Raw genomic sequence first — 14,551 nt, forward strand, 5'->3', positions numbered from 1 at the left:
ACATTGATAGGCGAAAAACAACAACTTATACGAAAAGAGCCTTTTAAATAAAGGGAGTCTTTTTTATTTTTCTGCTCCTTTTGGTTGACGGCAAGGAGTTTGCACGTTAAACTACATATAACTTCAATTTGCTACCATATTAGCGAACTAAAGGATTCGGAATTTTTAAGTCATAGAGGTGAATACTTTTGAGCCGATTATTTATGTTTGAAAAGCCGTTAGGCATGAGAGATACATTACCCGATTTATATGAAAGAAAGGCATCAGTCCGGTCATCCATCCAGGGGGAAATGAAACGCTGGGGCTATCAGTTTATCGAAACGCCTGCACTCGAATATTACGAAACAGTTGGAGCGGCATCAGCAATACTTGATCAGCAGCTGTTCAAGCTGCTTGATCAGCAGGGCCATACCCTCGTGCTGCGTCCAGATATGACAGCGCCGATCGCAAGGGTGGCTGCATCCCGTCTTTTAAAAGACGAGCTGCCTATCAGGCTTGCCTATTCTGCCAATGTATACCGCGCCCAGCAGCGGGAGGGGGGCAGGCCAGCTGAGTTTGAGCAAATCGGTGTTGAATGCATTGGCGACCATACGATCAGTGCGGATGGCGAAGGGATGGCGATGATGATCTCCGCTTTAAAAGAAGCAGGGCTTCAGAATTTCCAGCTTTCTGCCGGCCACATCGGTTTTGTCCGTGACTTCTTCCAGCAGATTTTAGGAACGGAAGAAAGAGTGGAAAACCTGACAAGGTTTTTATATGAGAAAAATTATGTCGGGTACAGGGAACATGTGAAGAGCCTGGCTCTTTCATCCATTGATAAACAAAGGCTTCTCGATTTTCTTAAATTAAGAGGCGGGGAAGAAGTCATTGAGATTGCTTATAGCCTTCTGGAAAACGGCACAGGAAAAAAAGCATTAGCCGAGCTCGAACAGCTTTGGGGCATTATGCAGGACTACGGCCAGGAAGGCACTGTTAAATTTGATTTAACGCTCGTCAGCCATATGAGCTACTACACGGGCATTCTTTTTGAAGTATATGCAGGAAATGTTGGTTTCCCGATCGGAAATGGCGGCCGCTATGATCTGCTGCTCCAAAAGTTCGGAAAAGATACGGGAGCAACCGGCTTTGCCATCAGAATGGACCGCCTGCTTGAGGCTCTGGAAGACAGCAATGCGGCTGAACCTGTGTACTGCGTTTTATACAGTCCGGAACGCCGCAAAGAGGCATTCGATTTTGCTAAGGAAGAACGTTCAGCCGGAAAGAAAGTGGTTCTGCAGGATATTAGCGGTGTCAAGGACATCGATGCCTGCACCAGCCAATATGAGGATATTACCTTTTTAGTCGGAAAAGCTGGAAAGGAGAGTATAAAATGAGTGAAGTTTTAACGATTGCGATGCCAAAGGGGCGCATTTTTGAAGAAGCGGCTGAATTGCTCCGCCAGGCAGGCTTTCAATTACCGCCGGAATTTGATGATTCACGTAAATTGATTATAGATGTACCGGAAGAGAATTTCCGCTTTATCCTTGCAAAGCCGATGGATGTGCCAACCTATGTAGAGCATGGTGTAGCAGACCTTGGGATTGCCGGGAAAGACGTAATGCTTGAAGAAGAGCGAGATGTTTACGAGCTTCTTGATTTAAAGATCAGCGCCTGCTATCTCGCGGTTGCAGGACTGCCAAATACCAGGCTGAACGATGTGGCTCCTAAAATTGCTACAAAGTATCCGCAGATTGCTGCAGCGTATTTCCGCGAGCAGGGGGAGCAGGTGGAGATCATTAAATTGAATGGATCTATAGAGCTTGCGCCTATGATTGGGCTAGCGGACCGAATCGTAGATATCGTATCAACCGGCCGAACGCTTAAAGAAAACGGGCTTGTTGAATACGAAACCATCGTTGGCATCACTTCAAGATTAATTGTCAATCCTGTCAGCTACCGCATGAAGGATGAACGCATAAGTGAACTCGTTGAACGTCTTACGGAAGTAATAGCTGGAGAAGAAATTCGTTCTTAAAGGATGTAGAGGTCTATGAAAATTTTAAAAGTAAATGACCAGATTTCAATTAAACGTTCTGTTGATAACGGAACAGAAGAACAGCGGGCGATTGTAAAAGATATTATTGAATCAGTCCGCCAAAACGGAGATCAGGCATTAAAAGAATACACAGAAAAATTTGATGGCATTTCCCTGGATGAATTCAAGGTATCGCAGGCTGAAATAGAAGAAGCTTTGAGTAAAGTGGATGTAAAAATCCTTGAGATCATTAAAGAAGCTGCTGAAAACATCCGGTCTTTTCATGAAAAGCAGCTGCGTCCTTCCTGGATGACAACAGAAGAAAACGGCACAGTGCTTGGCCAAAAGATCACACCGCTTGATTCAGTCGGCCTGTATGTCCCAGGCGGTACGGCTGCCTATCCATCATCAGTTCTTATGAATGTGATCCCGGCAAAGGTTGCGGGCGTGAAACGGATTGTCATCACCTCTCCTCCTGATAAAAAGACTGGAAAGCTGCCTCCTGCGGTCCTTGCTGCGGCCCAAATCGCAGGGGCAGAAGAAATCTATAAAACGGGCGGTGCCCAGGCAATTGCAGCTCTGGCATATGGAACGGAAACGATAGCCCCTGTTGATAAAATTACAGGTCCCGGAAATATCTTTGTGGCACTTGCAAAGCGTGAAGTTTTTGGGGATGTCGATATAGATATGATCGCAGGCCCCAGTGAGATTGCCATTTTAGCAGATGATACGGCACACGCAGATGAAGTGGCGGCAGATCTGTTATCACAGGCAGAACACGACCCGATGGCAAGTGCAGTCCTTGTGACACCATCATCCGCACTTGCGGAACAGGTCTCAAGCGAAGTGGACCGCCAGCTGGCTGAGCTGCCAAGGCAGCAAATTGCTTCTCAATCAATTGAAAACTATGGTGCTGTCTATGTGGCGGAAAACATGGATGAAGCTATTGAAACGGTGAATAGTCTGGCTCCTGAACATCTGGAGATTTTAACGGAGAATCCGATGGAGCTTCTCGGACGGATCCGTCACGCCGGAGCAATCTTCCTCGGGAGATATAGCCCTGAACCGGTCGGCGACTATTTTGCCGGCCCGAACCACGTCCTGCCGACAAACGGAACGGCCCGTTTTTCAAGCCCGCTTAATGTAGAAGATTTTCAAAAGAAATCAAGCATTCTTTTATACAGTGAAAAAGCATTAAAGGATAATGGCGAAAAAATTGCGGCCTTTGCGCGTCTGGAGGGTCTTGAAGCCCATGCCAGATCCATTGAGACAAGACTAAGAAAATAAGCTGGAGGAATAATCATGGCCAGAACTGCAGAAATTTCACGTAAAACCAATGAAACAAATATCACGCTATCCTTAAATATAGACGGCGAAGGCAAAAGCGATCTGGAAACAGGTGTGCCTTTTATGACCCATATGCTTGACCTGTTCGCCAAGCACGGACAATTTGACTTGAACATCGTTGCAAATGGCGATACAGACGTGGATGATCACCACACAACAGAGGACATTGGCATCTGCTTAGGCCAGGTGCTGAAGGACGCTTTAGGCGATAAGAAAGGCATTAAGCGCTATGGAAATGCTTTCGTTCCGATGGACGAAGCATTGGCTCAAGTTACAGTTGACCTCAGCAACCGCCCTCACTTGGAGATGCGTGCCGAGTTCCCGAGCCAAAAAGTCGGTACATTTGATACCGAGCTTGTTCATGAATTCCTTTGGAAGCTTGCGCTTGAAGCGAGAATGAACCTGCATGTCATCGTTCACTATGGACAGAATACACACCACATTATCGAAGCGATTTTCAAGGCACTCGCTCGTGCGCTTGATGAGGCAACAACGATTGACCCAAGGATTAAGGGAGTTCCATCAACGAAAGGGATGTTGTAAATGATCGGCATCATCGATTACGGAATGGGGAATTTGTTCAGCGTCAGTAAAGCGCTTGAAAGGTTGGAGGTTCCTTATTTCCTTTCTGAAAATAAGGAGGAGCTCCTGAAAGCAGACGCCTTGATTCTGCCGGGTGTCGGCTCTTTCAAAGATGCCATGACCATCTTAAATTCTACAGGTCTGGCAGATCTGGTAAAGGAGTTTGCTGATACAGGCAAGCCGCTCCTTGGCATTTGCCTTGGCATGCAGCTTTTATTTGAAGACAGCGAAGAGAATGGCATGACGGAAGGCCTGCAGCTTCTCCCTGGCCATGTGAGGCGTTTTCCCGGTGCAACAGCAGAAGGCGAAACGTACAAAGTTCCGCATATGGGCTGGAACCGTCTTGAATTCTTACGGGATTCGCCGATTTTAAAAGGTCTTGATGAAGATTATGTCTATTTCGTCCACTCTTACTTTGCAGATACAGATGATAAAGAAGTAGTTATCAGCAGAAGTATGTATGATGTAGAAGTGCCGGCGGTTGTCGGAAGGGGCAATGTGTTCGGCATGCAGTTCCACCCTGAAAAAAGCAGTTCGCTCGGCATGGCGCTTTTACGCAATTTTACCGAGCTGGTTGAAGAAAGGATGTCTGTGAAATGAGTTTTACTATCTATCCGGCAATCGATATGAGAGGCGGCAAATGCGTCCGGCTGCTGCAGGGGGATTACGATAAGGAAACGGTGTATGGCGACTCTCCATTTGATATGGCCAAAAAGTTTGCTGATGAAGGAGCAGACTGGATTCATATGGTAGACCTTGACGGGGCAAAGGATGGGAAGCGTGTTAATGATCAGTATGTCATCCAGGCTGCACGCGAACTTGGCGCCTCCGTCCAGATCGGCGGGGGAATCCGTACGGAAGAAGACATCCTGCATTACCTGGATAATGGCGTAACACGCGTAATCATTGGAAGCATCGCCGTCTCCAATCCTGAGTTTGCTATTGAAATGATCCGCAAATACGGCAAAGCAATAGCGGTAGGGCTTGATGCGAAAAATGGCTATGTGGCTACACATGGCTGGCTGGAAACGTCTGAAGTGAAGGCAGTTGACTTAGGCAGGCGATTTGCCGACGCAGGTGCGGAAACATTTATTTTTACAGATATCGCAACAGATGGAATGCTATCGGGGCCAAATATTGAAGCGGTTCGTCTCCTTGCAGGGGAAACCGGGAAAAATGTCATTGCATCTGGCGGTGTCAGCGGTCTGGCTGATTTAGCGAAGCTCAGGGAGCATACTTCTGAAGGCGTTGCTGGCGCCATCGTCGGAAAGGCCATTTATGAAGGACGGTTTACCGTAGCGGAAGCTCTGAAAGAGGTGAAGGAATCATGCTGACGAAACGCATCGTTCCCTGTCTGGATGTAAAAGACGGCCGTGTGGTAAAAGGGGTGCAATTCGTGCAGCTGCGTGATGCCGGAGACCCGGTTGAGCTTGCCCGCTTTTATGATGGGCAGGGAGCTGACGAGCTGGTCTTCCTCGATATCTCCGCTTCACATGAAGGACGGAAAACAATGGTTGAGGTTGTTAAGGCTGTTGCGTCTGAGCTGGCCATTCCATTTACAGTGGGCGGCGGGATTAACGCGCTGGAAGATATGAAACGAATATTGCGAGCTGGGGCTGATAAGGTTTCTCTCAATACAGCTGCCGTAAACAATCCTGATTTAATTACAGAAGGGGCAAATTTCTTCGGATCACAGTGCATCGTTGTTGCGATTGATGCAAAATACGATGAAAAGCTTGGTTCCTGGCGCGTGTACACACATGGCGGACGGACACCGACTGATCTTGAGGTCATTGCTTGGGCGCGTGAAGCGGCGGAGCGCGGGGCTGGAGAAATCTTACTGACTAGCATGGACTCTGACGGGGAGAAAAAAGGCTTCGATATCAAGCTGACAAAAGCAGTCAGCGAGGCGGTTTCGATTCCGGTTATTGCTTCAGGCGGTGCCGGAAATGCTGATCATTTTGCTGAAGCATTTATCGATGGAAAAGCGGATGCCGCATTGGCTGCATCGATTTTTCACTATAAAGAAACGTCTGTTGCAGAAGTGAAGTCTTATATTGAGGAAAAAGGGGTGGTTGTCCGATGAATATGGAGAGTGTAAAGTTCGATGAAAAGGGACTGATCCCTGCAGTAGTGCAAGATGCGAAAACAAAAGAAGTATTAACGTTAGCTTATATGAATCGGGAATCCCTTTTAAAATCAGCGGAAACAGGAGAGACCTGGTTTTTCAGCCGTTCCCGCAATGAGCTCTGGCACAAAGGGGCAACAAGCGGAAACACACAGAAAATTGTTGAAATGAAGCTTGACTGTGACCAGGATGCCATTGTGGTTCTGGTTGAACCAGCTGGACCAGCCTGTCACAATGGAACAATCAGCTGTTTTGAGGAAAGAGTATACGGGGAAGAATCAGGCGGCTTATCTGACTATGAAATCCTTTTTACACTTGAAAAGGTCATTGAAAAACGCGAAAAAACACGCCCTGAAGGAGCATACACGACGTATCTTTTTGATAAAGGCGTGGATAAAATCCTGAAGAAGGTCGGCGAAGAATCCGCAGAAGTCATCATCGCTGCGAAAAACCGTGATAAGGACGAACTGAAATGGGAAGCGGCCGACCTGATTTACCATTTGATGGTGCTGCTGCGGGAGCAGGAACTGCCTTTTAGCGAAGTCTTGAAGGTGCTTAATAAACGGCATGAAAAGAAAAATGAACCGGCCTCCGAATAGGGAGGGCGGTTTTTTTACGAAAATTTGCTTGTGGATCATTATCATTTTATCCTATCTCCTGTAAAGAATCCTGTTCTTTCCCATAAAGATCGTCCCAAAGCTCATAAATTTTCCTCCGGCCGTTTGCAATTTCAGGGTTGAATTGGATGGCAGCGTTTTGACGGACAGTATGAACGTTTTTCAATGCCTGTTCAAGCTTCTTGTTAATGTCAGTGCTGCCTTTTCCGGCGTGTTTAGCAATCGAAATCCCTGCTGTTGTTCCTTGGGCCATGGCGATTTTTCCGCTTTCGATTCCAGTGATATTCCCGGCAACAAATAATCCTTCGAGCGGAGTTTCCATTTTTTCAGAATGATGCGGAACATGTCCCCCAAGTTCTGGAACGTATTGGAATGGGCAGCCGGCAACTGCTGTAAGCTCTGCTAACGGATACAAGCCCCCTGCGATACACACGAAATCGGCTTCGTAAATTTTTTCCGTACCTTTGATCACGTTCCCATTCGCATCAATTTCTGCAGTGAGGACGCCTTCTACCTGATCCTTTCCAAGAATTTCAAGTGCTGCTTTTCTAAGCTGCAATGGTGTTCCATTCACCTTAACGCCGCTTTTAGGGTAAAATTTCATTCCTAATTTGCGGAATCCTTTATTTTTCATAAAGCGACTGCCGAAACGCAAGATTGGTGACGGGGCAAGATGGGCCGCATTTAGAAGTGACTTCAAGACTTCCTCTGGTTCTCCGGCATTTTGGCTAAGCGGACTCTTTTCTGGCAGCACAATATGTTCCACATTAATTCCGGCTAATTGGAGCTCGTTTAAAATTGCAAATGCTAGAATGTTAGCACCAATGATTATGCCTTTTTTGCCAACCTCGACACGATGAACATTAGTCATGACCTGTGCAGCCCCGATGGACATAACACCTGGAAGAGTCCAGCCTGGCACAGGAATTGGGAACTCAGCTGCACCAGTTGCTACCAGCACATAAGGAGCTATCAGTGTTCCTATATTAGTATGAACATTCCAGCAATCCTTATCTTTTTCAAGGTTATATACAGAAACGCCGCAACGGATGTCTACTGATAGTTTCTGTGCTTCGTTGTGCAGACGAGTTGATTCTTCTATTCCATTCCACCATTCTCCAGACGGTTCCTGGTGCAATTGGCCGATTAATCTTCCGCCTGGCCTAACAAATTCATCAATGACGGTTACTTTTAAGCCATATTCAGCACAGGTTATGGCACCAGCTAAACCTGCTGGTCCAGCTCCAATTACGATTACATCTATCATTGATTCTCCACCATCCTTTTAACTATATTAGGATGATGTTTTCCTCTTTCAACAACCATATTTTCCTTCACAACAGTTAAACAAGCTCTTATATTGGCCTGCCCATTAACATTTACACGGCATTCCATACAGTGGCCGATATTGCAATAAAACCCTCTTGGTGTTCCACTTTCCTCATGAACACGCAGTGTTCTCACCCCGTTTGCCAGCAGAGCTGCCGCGATTGTTTCATTTTCATGTGCTTCATATTCTTTTCCATCAAATGTGAATGCAATCTTTTTTCTATCATCTAATTTTCCTAAAACCGGATGATCTATAATTCTAGTCATTATTATCACCTACCGTTCCAAAAGTTACAGGGCGAATTGGAGGCTGATATTTTAATGGGATTTCACCTTCTCCTGTATTAGGTACGATACTTTCAATAATCCGATCGACCATGACTCTGCATGTGCGTCCTCCACAAAAACCCATTCCAGCCCTTGTTCTAAGTTTCAGTTCCCTGGATGTACATTGATGTTCTTTTGCTGTTGCGAAAACCTGCCCATAGGTAACCTCTTCACAACGACATATCACAAGTGCTTCATTGTTATTCATTTGGAAATCCTCCTTTTCAGTTATATGTAAAAATATTATGCAAAAATCGTACCAACTTTGAATCCTGTATTTTAAGTCAGCTTAAGCCAAGACGTTTTAGACGATTGTAAAGGGTCGCTCGGGTGATACCCAGTTTTTTCGAGCATTCTAATTTGTTCCCATGGGTTAATGCTAAAGCTTTTTCGAGCACCTTCTTTTCGTGCTGATCCATTTCCTCCTGTAGTGGCACAATGGCCGATTTCATTTCTATGTTGTTTTCCTGAAGGTCCGTATCAGCTGTAGCTGAATAGCTCATTGCTGAGTGAAATGGCAAATATTCTTTTCGAATGACTCCATCTGTTGCAAAAACAACCAGACGTTCAACGACATTGCGCAGCTCCCGAACATTGCCAGGCCAATCATATTGAAGCATCTCTTGCATAACTTCCTGTGAAAAATGATGTATTGGCCGCTGATAGCGCAGTGAAAAATCATTTAAAAAATAATGAATTAGTTCAACGATATCTTCACATCGCTCTTTTAAAGGAGGAATTTTTAAACTGACGACATTTAGCCGATAATATAAATCCTCCCGAAAATTGCCTTCTTTTATTAATTCTTTTAAATCCCTATTTGTTGCGGCAATTACCCGGAAATTTGCCTCAATTTCTTTTTCGCCGCCAACCTTGTAATATTTTCTTTCTTGAAGGACACGAAGCATCTTGACCTGCATTTCTATAGGCATTTCGCCAATTTCATCAAGAAAAAGAGTGCCTCCTTTAGCAAGCTCAATTTTTCCTTTTTTTCCTCTATGATCTGCACCGGAAAAGGCACCGCGTTCATAGCCAAATAATTCGCTTTCAAATAATGAAGCTGGAATAGCACCGCAGTTAATTGAAATAAATGGTGCTTCAGGTCCTTCCGTTGCCTCATGTATGGATTTGGCAAAAACCTCCTTGCCGACTCCGCTTTCTCCTAATATCAATACAGTTGATCGGACAGAGCACACCTTTTTCGCCATTTGCACTGTCTTTTCCATCACAGCGCTTTTCCCTTTAATGTATTTAAAGGGATCAGAAGGCCTGTATTTTGCCATCTCCTGTTCTAAACGGTGAACCTCAGTCGACATATTAAATAATTTTTCATTAAGAACAACCTGGCTTGTCACATCAGTTTCCGATACAACTGCCCCGATAATGCGTCCATTAAAGAAAACAGGGTTTGAATTTATTAGGACAAATAGATCAGATCTTGGCTGGTGATGCTTTCCCCGGATTCTTTTTCCTTTGTACAAGGATTCTAAGATTTGCAGATTCTGATGTTCAAAGAATTCAATTATTGGTTTGCCCACAATCTCATCTTTTTTGACAGAGAAAATTTTTTCAGCTCCCTCTGTCCATGTACGGACACGTTCACCAGCATCAATCACTGTGACAGAAGCGTCCGATGTTTTGATGACAGCTTCATAGAAAGCCTTTAATTGATTGTAGGAATCATGCAAAAAATCAATGATTTGTTCATTTGTGATGCAGCCAAGTACTTGACCGCTTGAATTTACAACGGCAACGGCTGCATAGCGCTTGCAGGCATCAGCTAATGCAGCAAAGGAATCATCTAAACAAACACTAACTAAAGCGCTTTCATTATCTGTGTTTAGACAGATGAAATTATTTTCAATTATTTCTTTGACTGAAGGTAGTTCAAACATGACAGCCTCCTGATATGTAAATTTTTTTATACACTGTTTAATATTTTATACAACATTTTAACAAATTTTTTGACAATTGCGAACAAAACAAAAAACGTATATTTTGATTAACTGCAAAATTAATTAGGAGATTGTTATTTTTACGCAAGTTTATAAAAGTTGGCATGTTATTTGCATTAAAAAAATGATGTAACAAGACGAAGGGAAGTTGGTTTTGTGAGATATCATTGTGACGTTTTGGTTATAGGCGGGGGAATCATAGGCTGTGCAATTGCCTATTATACTTCTAAATCTGGAAGAAATGTAACAGTTATTGAAAAAGGTGAATTTGTCAGTGGCACGTCATCCCGCTGTGACGGAAATATTTTAGCTATTGATAAAGATCCTGGCTTCGATAGTCAAATGTCACTTGTCAGTCAGAAATTAGTAGATGAATTAAGCAGAGAATTGAAACAGCCTTTTGAATATCGGGCTCCTGGAAGCATCCTTGTATGTGAGACAGAAGAAGAAATGGAAGCCGCACAAAAGTGGGTTGACCGTCAGAGGAAGGCAGGCTTGCCGTTCAGGATGCTGGACAGACAGGACATTCGCCAGGATTCCAAGTATTTTGCTGATGATTTATTAGGAGGCTTAGAGTGTGCAACAGATTCAACAGTCAATCCATATCTTCTTGCCTTTAACCTTCTTGAGGGGGCAAAGGAGATGGGCGCTAAAGCCCATAAACAAACTGAGGTAACTGGAATGAGAAGGATGACGGACGGTACATTTACCGTTGAAACATCCAATGGGACTTTCACCGCTAACTATGTCATTAATGCGGCAGGAGTATGGGCTCCATATATCGGTGAAATGCTGGACTTGTCTATTCCAATTAAACCAAGAAAAGGCCACATTATTGTCGCATCACGCCAGGACTTTGTAGGACCAAGAAAAGTGATGGAATTTGGCTACTTAATATCAAAATTTGGCGGCAAGCGCCAAGTGGATCCGATAACTGAAAAATATGGAGTAGCACTTGTCTTTGAACCAACTGAAAGTCAAAACTTCCTGATTGGAAGCAGCCGTGAATTTGTTGGATTGAATACAAAGATCAACAATGAAATTATTAAATGCATTGCCAATCGGGCCATTAGATTTTATCCGAAAATGGCTGACATGATGGTCATACGTTCCTATGCTGGTTTACGGCCCTGGACGGAGGATCATTTGCCAATTGTGTCAGAAGTAGAGGGAATTCCTAACTATTATATTGCAGCCGGTCATGAGGGAGACGGAATTAGTCTTGCCGCTGTTACTGGAAAAGTGATAGAGGAAATGCTTAATGAGAAGGATACTTGCATTCCAATTGAACCGCTGAGATATTCTCGATTTAAGGAAAGGGTGAGGACCTGATGAAAGCAAATCGAGTTTTTACAACCATTGATACACACACGGGTGGAAATCCGACAAGGACATTGATTAGTGGACTCCCAGAGCTGAAAGGAGCGACAATGTCCGAAAAAATGCTTCATATGCAAAAAGAATATGACTGGATTCGTAAGCTCCTGATGAATGAACCAAGAGGACATGACGTAATGTCAGGAGTACTTTTGACAGATCCGTGTCATTCGGAAGCTGATATCGGTGTTATATATATCGAAACTGGCGGATATTTGCCAATGTGTGGCCATGACACAATCGGTGTTTGTACAGCATTAGTTGAAGCGGGGCTAATTCCTGTTCAAGAGCCAGTTACTTCGATAAAAATTGATACACCGGCCGGCCTTGTTAAGGCAGAGATTAAGGTAGAGAACGGCAAAGCAAAAGAGGTTTCCTTCTGTAATGTCCCAGCCTTCCTGTTAAAGAGTGTCTCTGTTGATGTTGAGGAAAATGGAACCGTTAATGCAGATATTGCTTATGGGGGCAACTTCTATGGAATCATTGATGCCCAATCTGTTGGATTAGAACTGACACCGGAGAATGCCTCAAAAATCATTGAAAAGGCTATCAAAATTAGAAATACAATTAACGAAAAAACGGATGTCGTTCATCCGCAATATCCATTTATTCGCGGTTTGACCCATATTGAGTTTTTCACTGTGCCGACCCATGAAGAAGCAGATGTGAAAAATACAGTTGTTGTCCCTCCAGGCGGGATTGATCGCTCACCATGCGGTACAGGTACTTCGGCTAAATTATCTGTCCTCTTTTCCAAAAAGGAGATAGGTATCAGGGAAGAATTTGTACATGAGAGTATTGTCGGCTCTTTATTTCGTGGAGAAGTCCTTGAAACAGCAGATGTTCAGGGTATTGAGGCTGTTATTACAAGAATCACTGGTACAGCATGGCTAATGGGAATGCACCGGTTCTTTTATAATGAGGAAGACCCGCTTAAAGAAGGCTTTTTACTTATTCCCCCAATGGAACATGAAATGGAGGACGTGAAATGAAAATTCAAAAGTCTTACACAGCAACTGATGTACACGTAGCAGGTGAGGCATTTCGCATTATAAAGGATGGACCACTTATTCATTATAAAAGTATACAGGAGCTAAATGAGCAATTTTCGCTTGCCTATGAGGAGGAAATTAAATTTCTTTTAAATGAGCCCCGCGGATTTGCTGGACTGATGGGCTGTTTGGTCGTCCCGCCTTTTAAAAGCGAAGCCGATGCAGCTGTTATTTTTTTCGACCATAATGGAACCGTTCCGATGCAATATGGCGGAATCGTTGCTGTCATAACCGCATTGTTGGAGTGCAGCCAATTAAAGGCCAAGTTCTCAAATGAATACAGAATTGAAACAATCAGTGGTGTTATTGGTGTTGCTGCAACTATGAAAGATGATGAAGTGACATTAGTTAAATTAAAAAGCGGGCCATGCCAGGTTGTGCAAACCAATGTGCCAGTATCTTATTTAGATTTAGCGACAGAAGTATCTCTAGTCCAAGCCGATCACCTTTATGCGATTTTTGATAAAGCAGAGCTGCCTTTTGAGATTGAGATGGAGGACCTTCCAGTCATTAATCAATGGGGGCAAAAGGCGATTGTAGCCTTAGAAGGCAAACATGCTTTCAGCAGAGTAATCTTGCTGGATCATTCGCAAAAAAGTGAAGGCAAAATCAAAACGGTAACCTTCCGTCCGGATCGTTATATTGTGCGTTCTCCGGGATTTGGCACTCTAGCTGCCTGCAGTACCTATTTATTAAGAAATGGCGATATATCTGCAGGCAGCCCAATGGAAAATGAAAGTATTTTCAACGGCAAATTAACAGCCGAGCCTTCAGCACAAATGGAAACCAGTTACGAGTTTAGTTTTTCAGCCCGCGGATTTATTACGGGTATGCAGACATATGTATTAGACCCGACAGATCCATTATTCTCAGGGTTTTTATTAAAATAAAAAACTATTAAATAATAAGGAGGAAAATTAACATGACGACAATTAGAGGAGCTTATCCAGTATTAATTACACCAATGACACAGGAGCAGGAAATTGATTGGGGCGGAGTAAAGAATAATGTTAATTATTTTGTGGATCAAGGTGTGGCAGGTATCGTCATCAATGGGAGTACTGGTGAATTTGTCAGTCTATCAAGAGAAGAAAAATACCAGATGGTAGAAATTGTTATGAAGGAAGCAGGCGGCCGCATCCCTGTTATTGTGGGAACTGCTGCTGAAACAACAAGGGAAACAATCGAGTATACAAAGCAAGCCGAAGTGCACGGAGCGGATGGTGCTCTAATCATTAACCCTTATTACATGAAGCCAAAGGATAATGAAATCTACCATCATTTCAAAGAAGTATCCAGTAGTGTCAATCTTCCAATCATGCTTTATAACAACCCATTTACTTCTGGCGTTAATATGAGCGCAGATTTAATGCTTCAGATTGGCAAGGATTGTGAAAATGTGACTCATATTAAGGAATCAAGCGGTGAAATTGGCAAGGTAAGAGATCTTGCAAGAAAAGGAAAAGGAGACTTTGAAGTATTCTGCGGTGCTGAAGAGCTTGTAATGGAGTCTTACTTAGTTGGAGCAACTGGGTGGATTTCTGTTGCAGGAAATATCGTTCCAAAGCTAGTTACAGACATGTATACCCATTTTCAAAACGGTGAGTTTGAAGAAGCTTGGTCTATCAATGATCGTATTTTACCACTATGCGCGTTCCTTGAAGGATCTGGAAAGTATGTGCAAATTGTGAAGAGAGCCATGGAATTAACTGGCCAGGCTGGAGGACCTGCGCGTTACCCTCGTTTAGGCCTATCACCTGAGGAGGATCAAAAGCTAAAAGACCTGCTTGCAAGCTTAGAGACAGTAAAAAACTAAAGTAGTG

16 protein-coding genes are annotated in these 14,551 nt (G+C 43.8%); 12 read left to right on the forward strand and 4 right to left on the reverse strand.

What is annotated here, in order from left to right; translation table 11 throughout:
* Positions 1–188 precede the first annotated feature (188 nt).
* The 8 genes from QUF73_20300 to hisIE are packed head-to-tail and all read left to right on the forward strand — an operon-like array spanning position 189 to position 6,670.
* A complete protein-coding gene (locus QUF73_20300) occupies positions 189–1,373 on the forward strand; it encodes an ATP phosphoribosyltransferase regulatory subunit (GenBank protein ID MDM5228472.1) in 1,185 nt (394 codons plus the stop codon).
* The gene (hisG, locus tag QUF73_20305; protein MDM5228473.1) at positions 1,370–2,014 is read left to right on the forward strand and encodes an ATP phosphoribosyltransferase; all 645 of its coding nucleotides are present in this window, start codon (positions 1,370–1,372) and stop codon (positions 2,012–2,014) included. The genes QUF73_20300 and hisG overlap by 4 nt, the downstream gene beginning before the upstream one ends.
* Positions 2,015–2,029: 15 nt before the next feature.
* A complete protein-coding gene (gene hisD, locus QUF73_20310) occupies positions 2,030–3,301 on the forward strand; it encodes a histidinol dehydrogenase (protein ID MDM5228474.1) in 1,272 nt (423 codons plus the stop codon).
* A 15-nt stretch (positions 3,302–3,316) separates the two neighbouring features.
* Positions 3,317–3,904, forward strand: coding sequence for an imidazoleglycerol-phosphate dehydratase HisB (hisB, locus tag QUF73_20315; protein ID MDM5228475.1), 588 nt, complete (start codon positions 3,317–3,319; stop codon positions 3,902–3,904).
* The gene (gene hisH, locus QUF73_20320) at positions 3,905–4,543 is read left to right on the forward strand and encodes an imidazole glycerol phosphate synthase subunit HisH (GenBank protein ID MDM5228476.1); all 639 of its coding nucleotides are present in this window, start codon (positions 3,905–3,907) and stop codon (positions 4,541–4,543) included.
* Positions 4,540–5,277, forward strand: a complete 738-nt coding sequence (hisA, locus tag QUF73_20325) for a 1-(5-phosphoribosyl)-5-[(5-phosphoribosylamino)methylideneamino]imidazole-4-carboxamide isomerase (protein MDM5228477.1) — start codon at positions 4,540–4,542, stop codon at positions 5,275–5,277. Before hisH ends, hisA begins: the two co-directional genes overlap by 4 nt.
* Positions 5,271–6,029 (forward strand): imidazole glycerol phosphate synthase subunit HisF, encoded by a 759-nt coding sequence (gene hisF / locus QUF73_20330; GenBank protein MDM5228478.1) that lies wholly within the window; start codon positions 5,271–5,273, stop codon positions 6,027–6,029. The genes hisA and hisF overlap by 7 nt, the downstream gene beginning before the upstream one ends.
* On the forward strand, positions 6,026–6,670 hold the full coding sequence (gene hisIE / locus QUF73_20335) for a bifunctional phosphoribosyl-AMP cyclohydrolase/phosphoribosyl-ATP diphosphatase HisIE (protein ID MDM5228479.1): 645 nt from the start codon (positions 6,026–6,028) through the stop codon (positions 6,668–6,670). Before hisF ends, hisIE begins: the two co-directional genes overlap by 4 nt.
* A 46-nt stretch (positions 6,671–6,716) precedes the next feature.
* Here hisIE and QUF73_20340 read toward each other — a convergent pair whose 3' ends face one another.
* From QUF73_20340 to QUF73_20355, 4 genes are all read right to left on the reverse strand, one after another.
* Positions 6,717–7,955 (reverse strand): FAD-dependent oxidoreductase, encoded by a 1,239-nt coding sequence (locus QUF73_20340; GenBank protein ID MDM5228480.1) that lies wholly within the window; start codon positions 7,953–7,955, stop codon positions 6,717–6,719.
* Positions 7,952–8,284: a (2Fe-2S)-binding protein gene (locus QUF73_20345; GenBank protein MDM5228481.1), complete on the reverse strand. Its 333-nt coding sequence runs from the start codon at positions 8,282–8,284 to the stop codon at positions 7,952–7,954. The genes QUF73_20340 and QUF73_20345 overlap by 4 nt, the downstream gene beginning before the upstream one ends.
* Complete coding sequence (locus tag QUF73_20350; GenBank protein MDM5228482.1) at positions 8,277–8,552, reverse strand: (2Fe-2S)-binding protein; 276 nt, start codon at positions 8,550–8,552, stop codon at positions 8,277–8,279. The genes QUF73_20345 and QUF73_20350 overlap by 8 nt, the downstream gene beginning before the upstream one ends.
* A 76-nt stretch (positions 8,553–8,628) precedes the next feature.
* Positions 8,629–10,239, reverse strand: coding sequence for a sigma 54-interacting transcriptional regulator (locus QUF73_20355; GenBank protein MDM5228483.1), 1,611 nt, complete (start codon positions 10,237–10,239; stop codon positions 8,629–8,631).
* A gap of 216 nt (positions 10,240–10,455) precedes the next feature.
* On the opposite strand from QUF73_20355, the gene QUF73_20360 reads away from it, so the two are divergent.
* From QUF73_20360 to dapA, 4 genes are read left to right on the forward strand one after another with little or no spacing between them, the layout of a single operon-like run.
* On the forward strand, positions 10,456–11,631 hold the full coding sequence (locus tag QUF73_20360; protein ID MDM5228484.1) for an FAD-dependent oxidoreductase: 1,176 nt from the start codon (positions 10,456–10,458) through the stop codon (positions 11,629–11,631).
* Positions 11,631–12,668, forward strand: a complete 1,038-nt coding sequence (locus QUF73_20365) for a proline racemase family protein (protein ID MDM5228485.1) — start codon at positions 11,631–11,633, stop codon at positions 12,666–12,668. The genes QUF73_20360 and QUF73_20365 overlap by 1 nt, the downstream gene beginning before the upstream one ends.
* Complete coding sequence (locus QUF73_20370; protein ID MDM5228486.1) at positions 12,665–13,618, forward strand: proline racemase family protein; 954 nt, start codon at positions 12,665–12,667, stop codon at positions 13,616–13,618. Before QUF73_20365 ends, QUF73_20370 begins: the two co-directional genes overlap by 4 nt.
* 32 nt (positions 13,619–13,650) lie before the next feature.
* The gene (gene dapA / locus QUF73_20375) at positions 13,651–14,544 is read left to right on the forward strand and encodes a 4-hydroxy-tetrahydrodipicolinate synthase (protein ID MDM5228487.1); all 894 of its coding nucleotides are present in this window, start codon (positions 13,651–13,653) and stop codon (positions 14,542–14,544) included.
* Positions 14,545–14,551: the final 7 nt, after the last annotated feature.

Origin of the sequence: Cytobacillus sp. NJ13 (assembly GCA_030348385.1) — a bacterium.
Lineage (GTDB): Bacteria > Bacillota > Bacilli > Bacillales > Cytobacillaceae > Cytobacillus.

Excerpts from the sequence above, each read along its gene's own strand:
- hisD (MDM5228474.1), top strand. The coding sequence starts at position 2,030 with ATGAAAATTTTAAAAGTAAATGACCAGATTTCAATTAAACGTTCTGTT.
- QUF73_20355 (MDM5228483.1), bottom strand. The coding sequence starts at position 10,239 with ATGTTTGAACTACCTTCAGTCAAAGAAATAATTGAAAATAATTTCATC.
- hisH (MDM5228476.1), top strand. The coding sequence starts at position 3,905 with ATGATCGGCATCATCGATTACGGAATGGGGAATTTGTTCAGCGTCAGT.
- hisA (MDM5228477.1), top strand. The coding sequence starts at position 4,540 with ATGAGTTTTACTATCTATCCGGCAATCGATATGAGAGGCGGCAAATGC.
- QUF73_20345 (MDM5228481.1), bottom strand. The coding sequence starts at position 8,284 with ATGACTAGAATTATAGATCATCCGGTTTTAGGAAAATTAGATGATAGA.
- QUF73_20340 (MDM5228480.1), bottom strand. The coding sequence starts at position 7,955 with ATGATAGATGTAATCGTAATTGGAGCTGGACCAGCAGGTTTAGCTGGT.
- QUF73_20370 (MDM5228486.1), top strand. The coding sequence starts at position 12,665 with ATGAAAATTCAAAAGTCTTACACAGCAACTGATGTACACGTAGCAGGT.
- dapA (MDM5228487.1), top strand. The coding sequence starts at position 13,651 with ATGACGACAATTAGAGGAGCTTATCCAGTATTAATTACACCAATGACA.
- hisB (MDM5228475.1), top strand. The coding sequence starts at position 3,317 with ATGGCCAGAACTGCAGAAATTTCACGTAAAACCAATGAAACAAATATC.
- hisF (MDM5228478.1), top strand. The coding sequence starts at position 5,271 with ATGCTGACGAAACGCATCGTTCCCTGTCTGGATGTAAAAGACGGCCGT.
- hisG (MDM5228473.1), top strand. The coding sequence starts at position 1,370 with ATGAGTGAAGTTTTAACGATTGCGATGCCAAAGGGGCGCATTTTTGAA.
- QUF73_20365 (MDM5228485.1), top strand. The coding sequence starts at position 11,631 with ATGAAAGCAAATCGAGTTTTTACAACCATTGATACACACACGGGTGGA.
- QUF73_20350 (MDM5228482.1), bottom strand. The coding sequence starts at position 8,552 with ATGAATAACAATGAAGCACTTGTGATATGTCGTTGTGAAGAGGTTACC.
- hisIE (MDM5228479.1), top strand. The coding sequence starts at position 6,026 with ATGAATATGGAGAGTGTAAAGTTCGATGAAAAGGGACTGATCCCTGCA.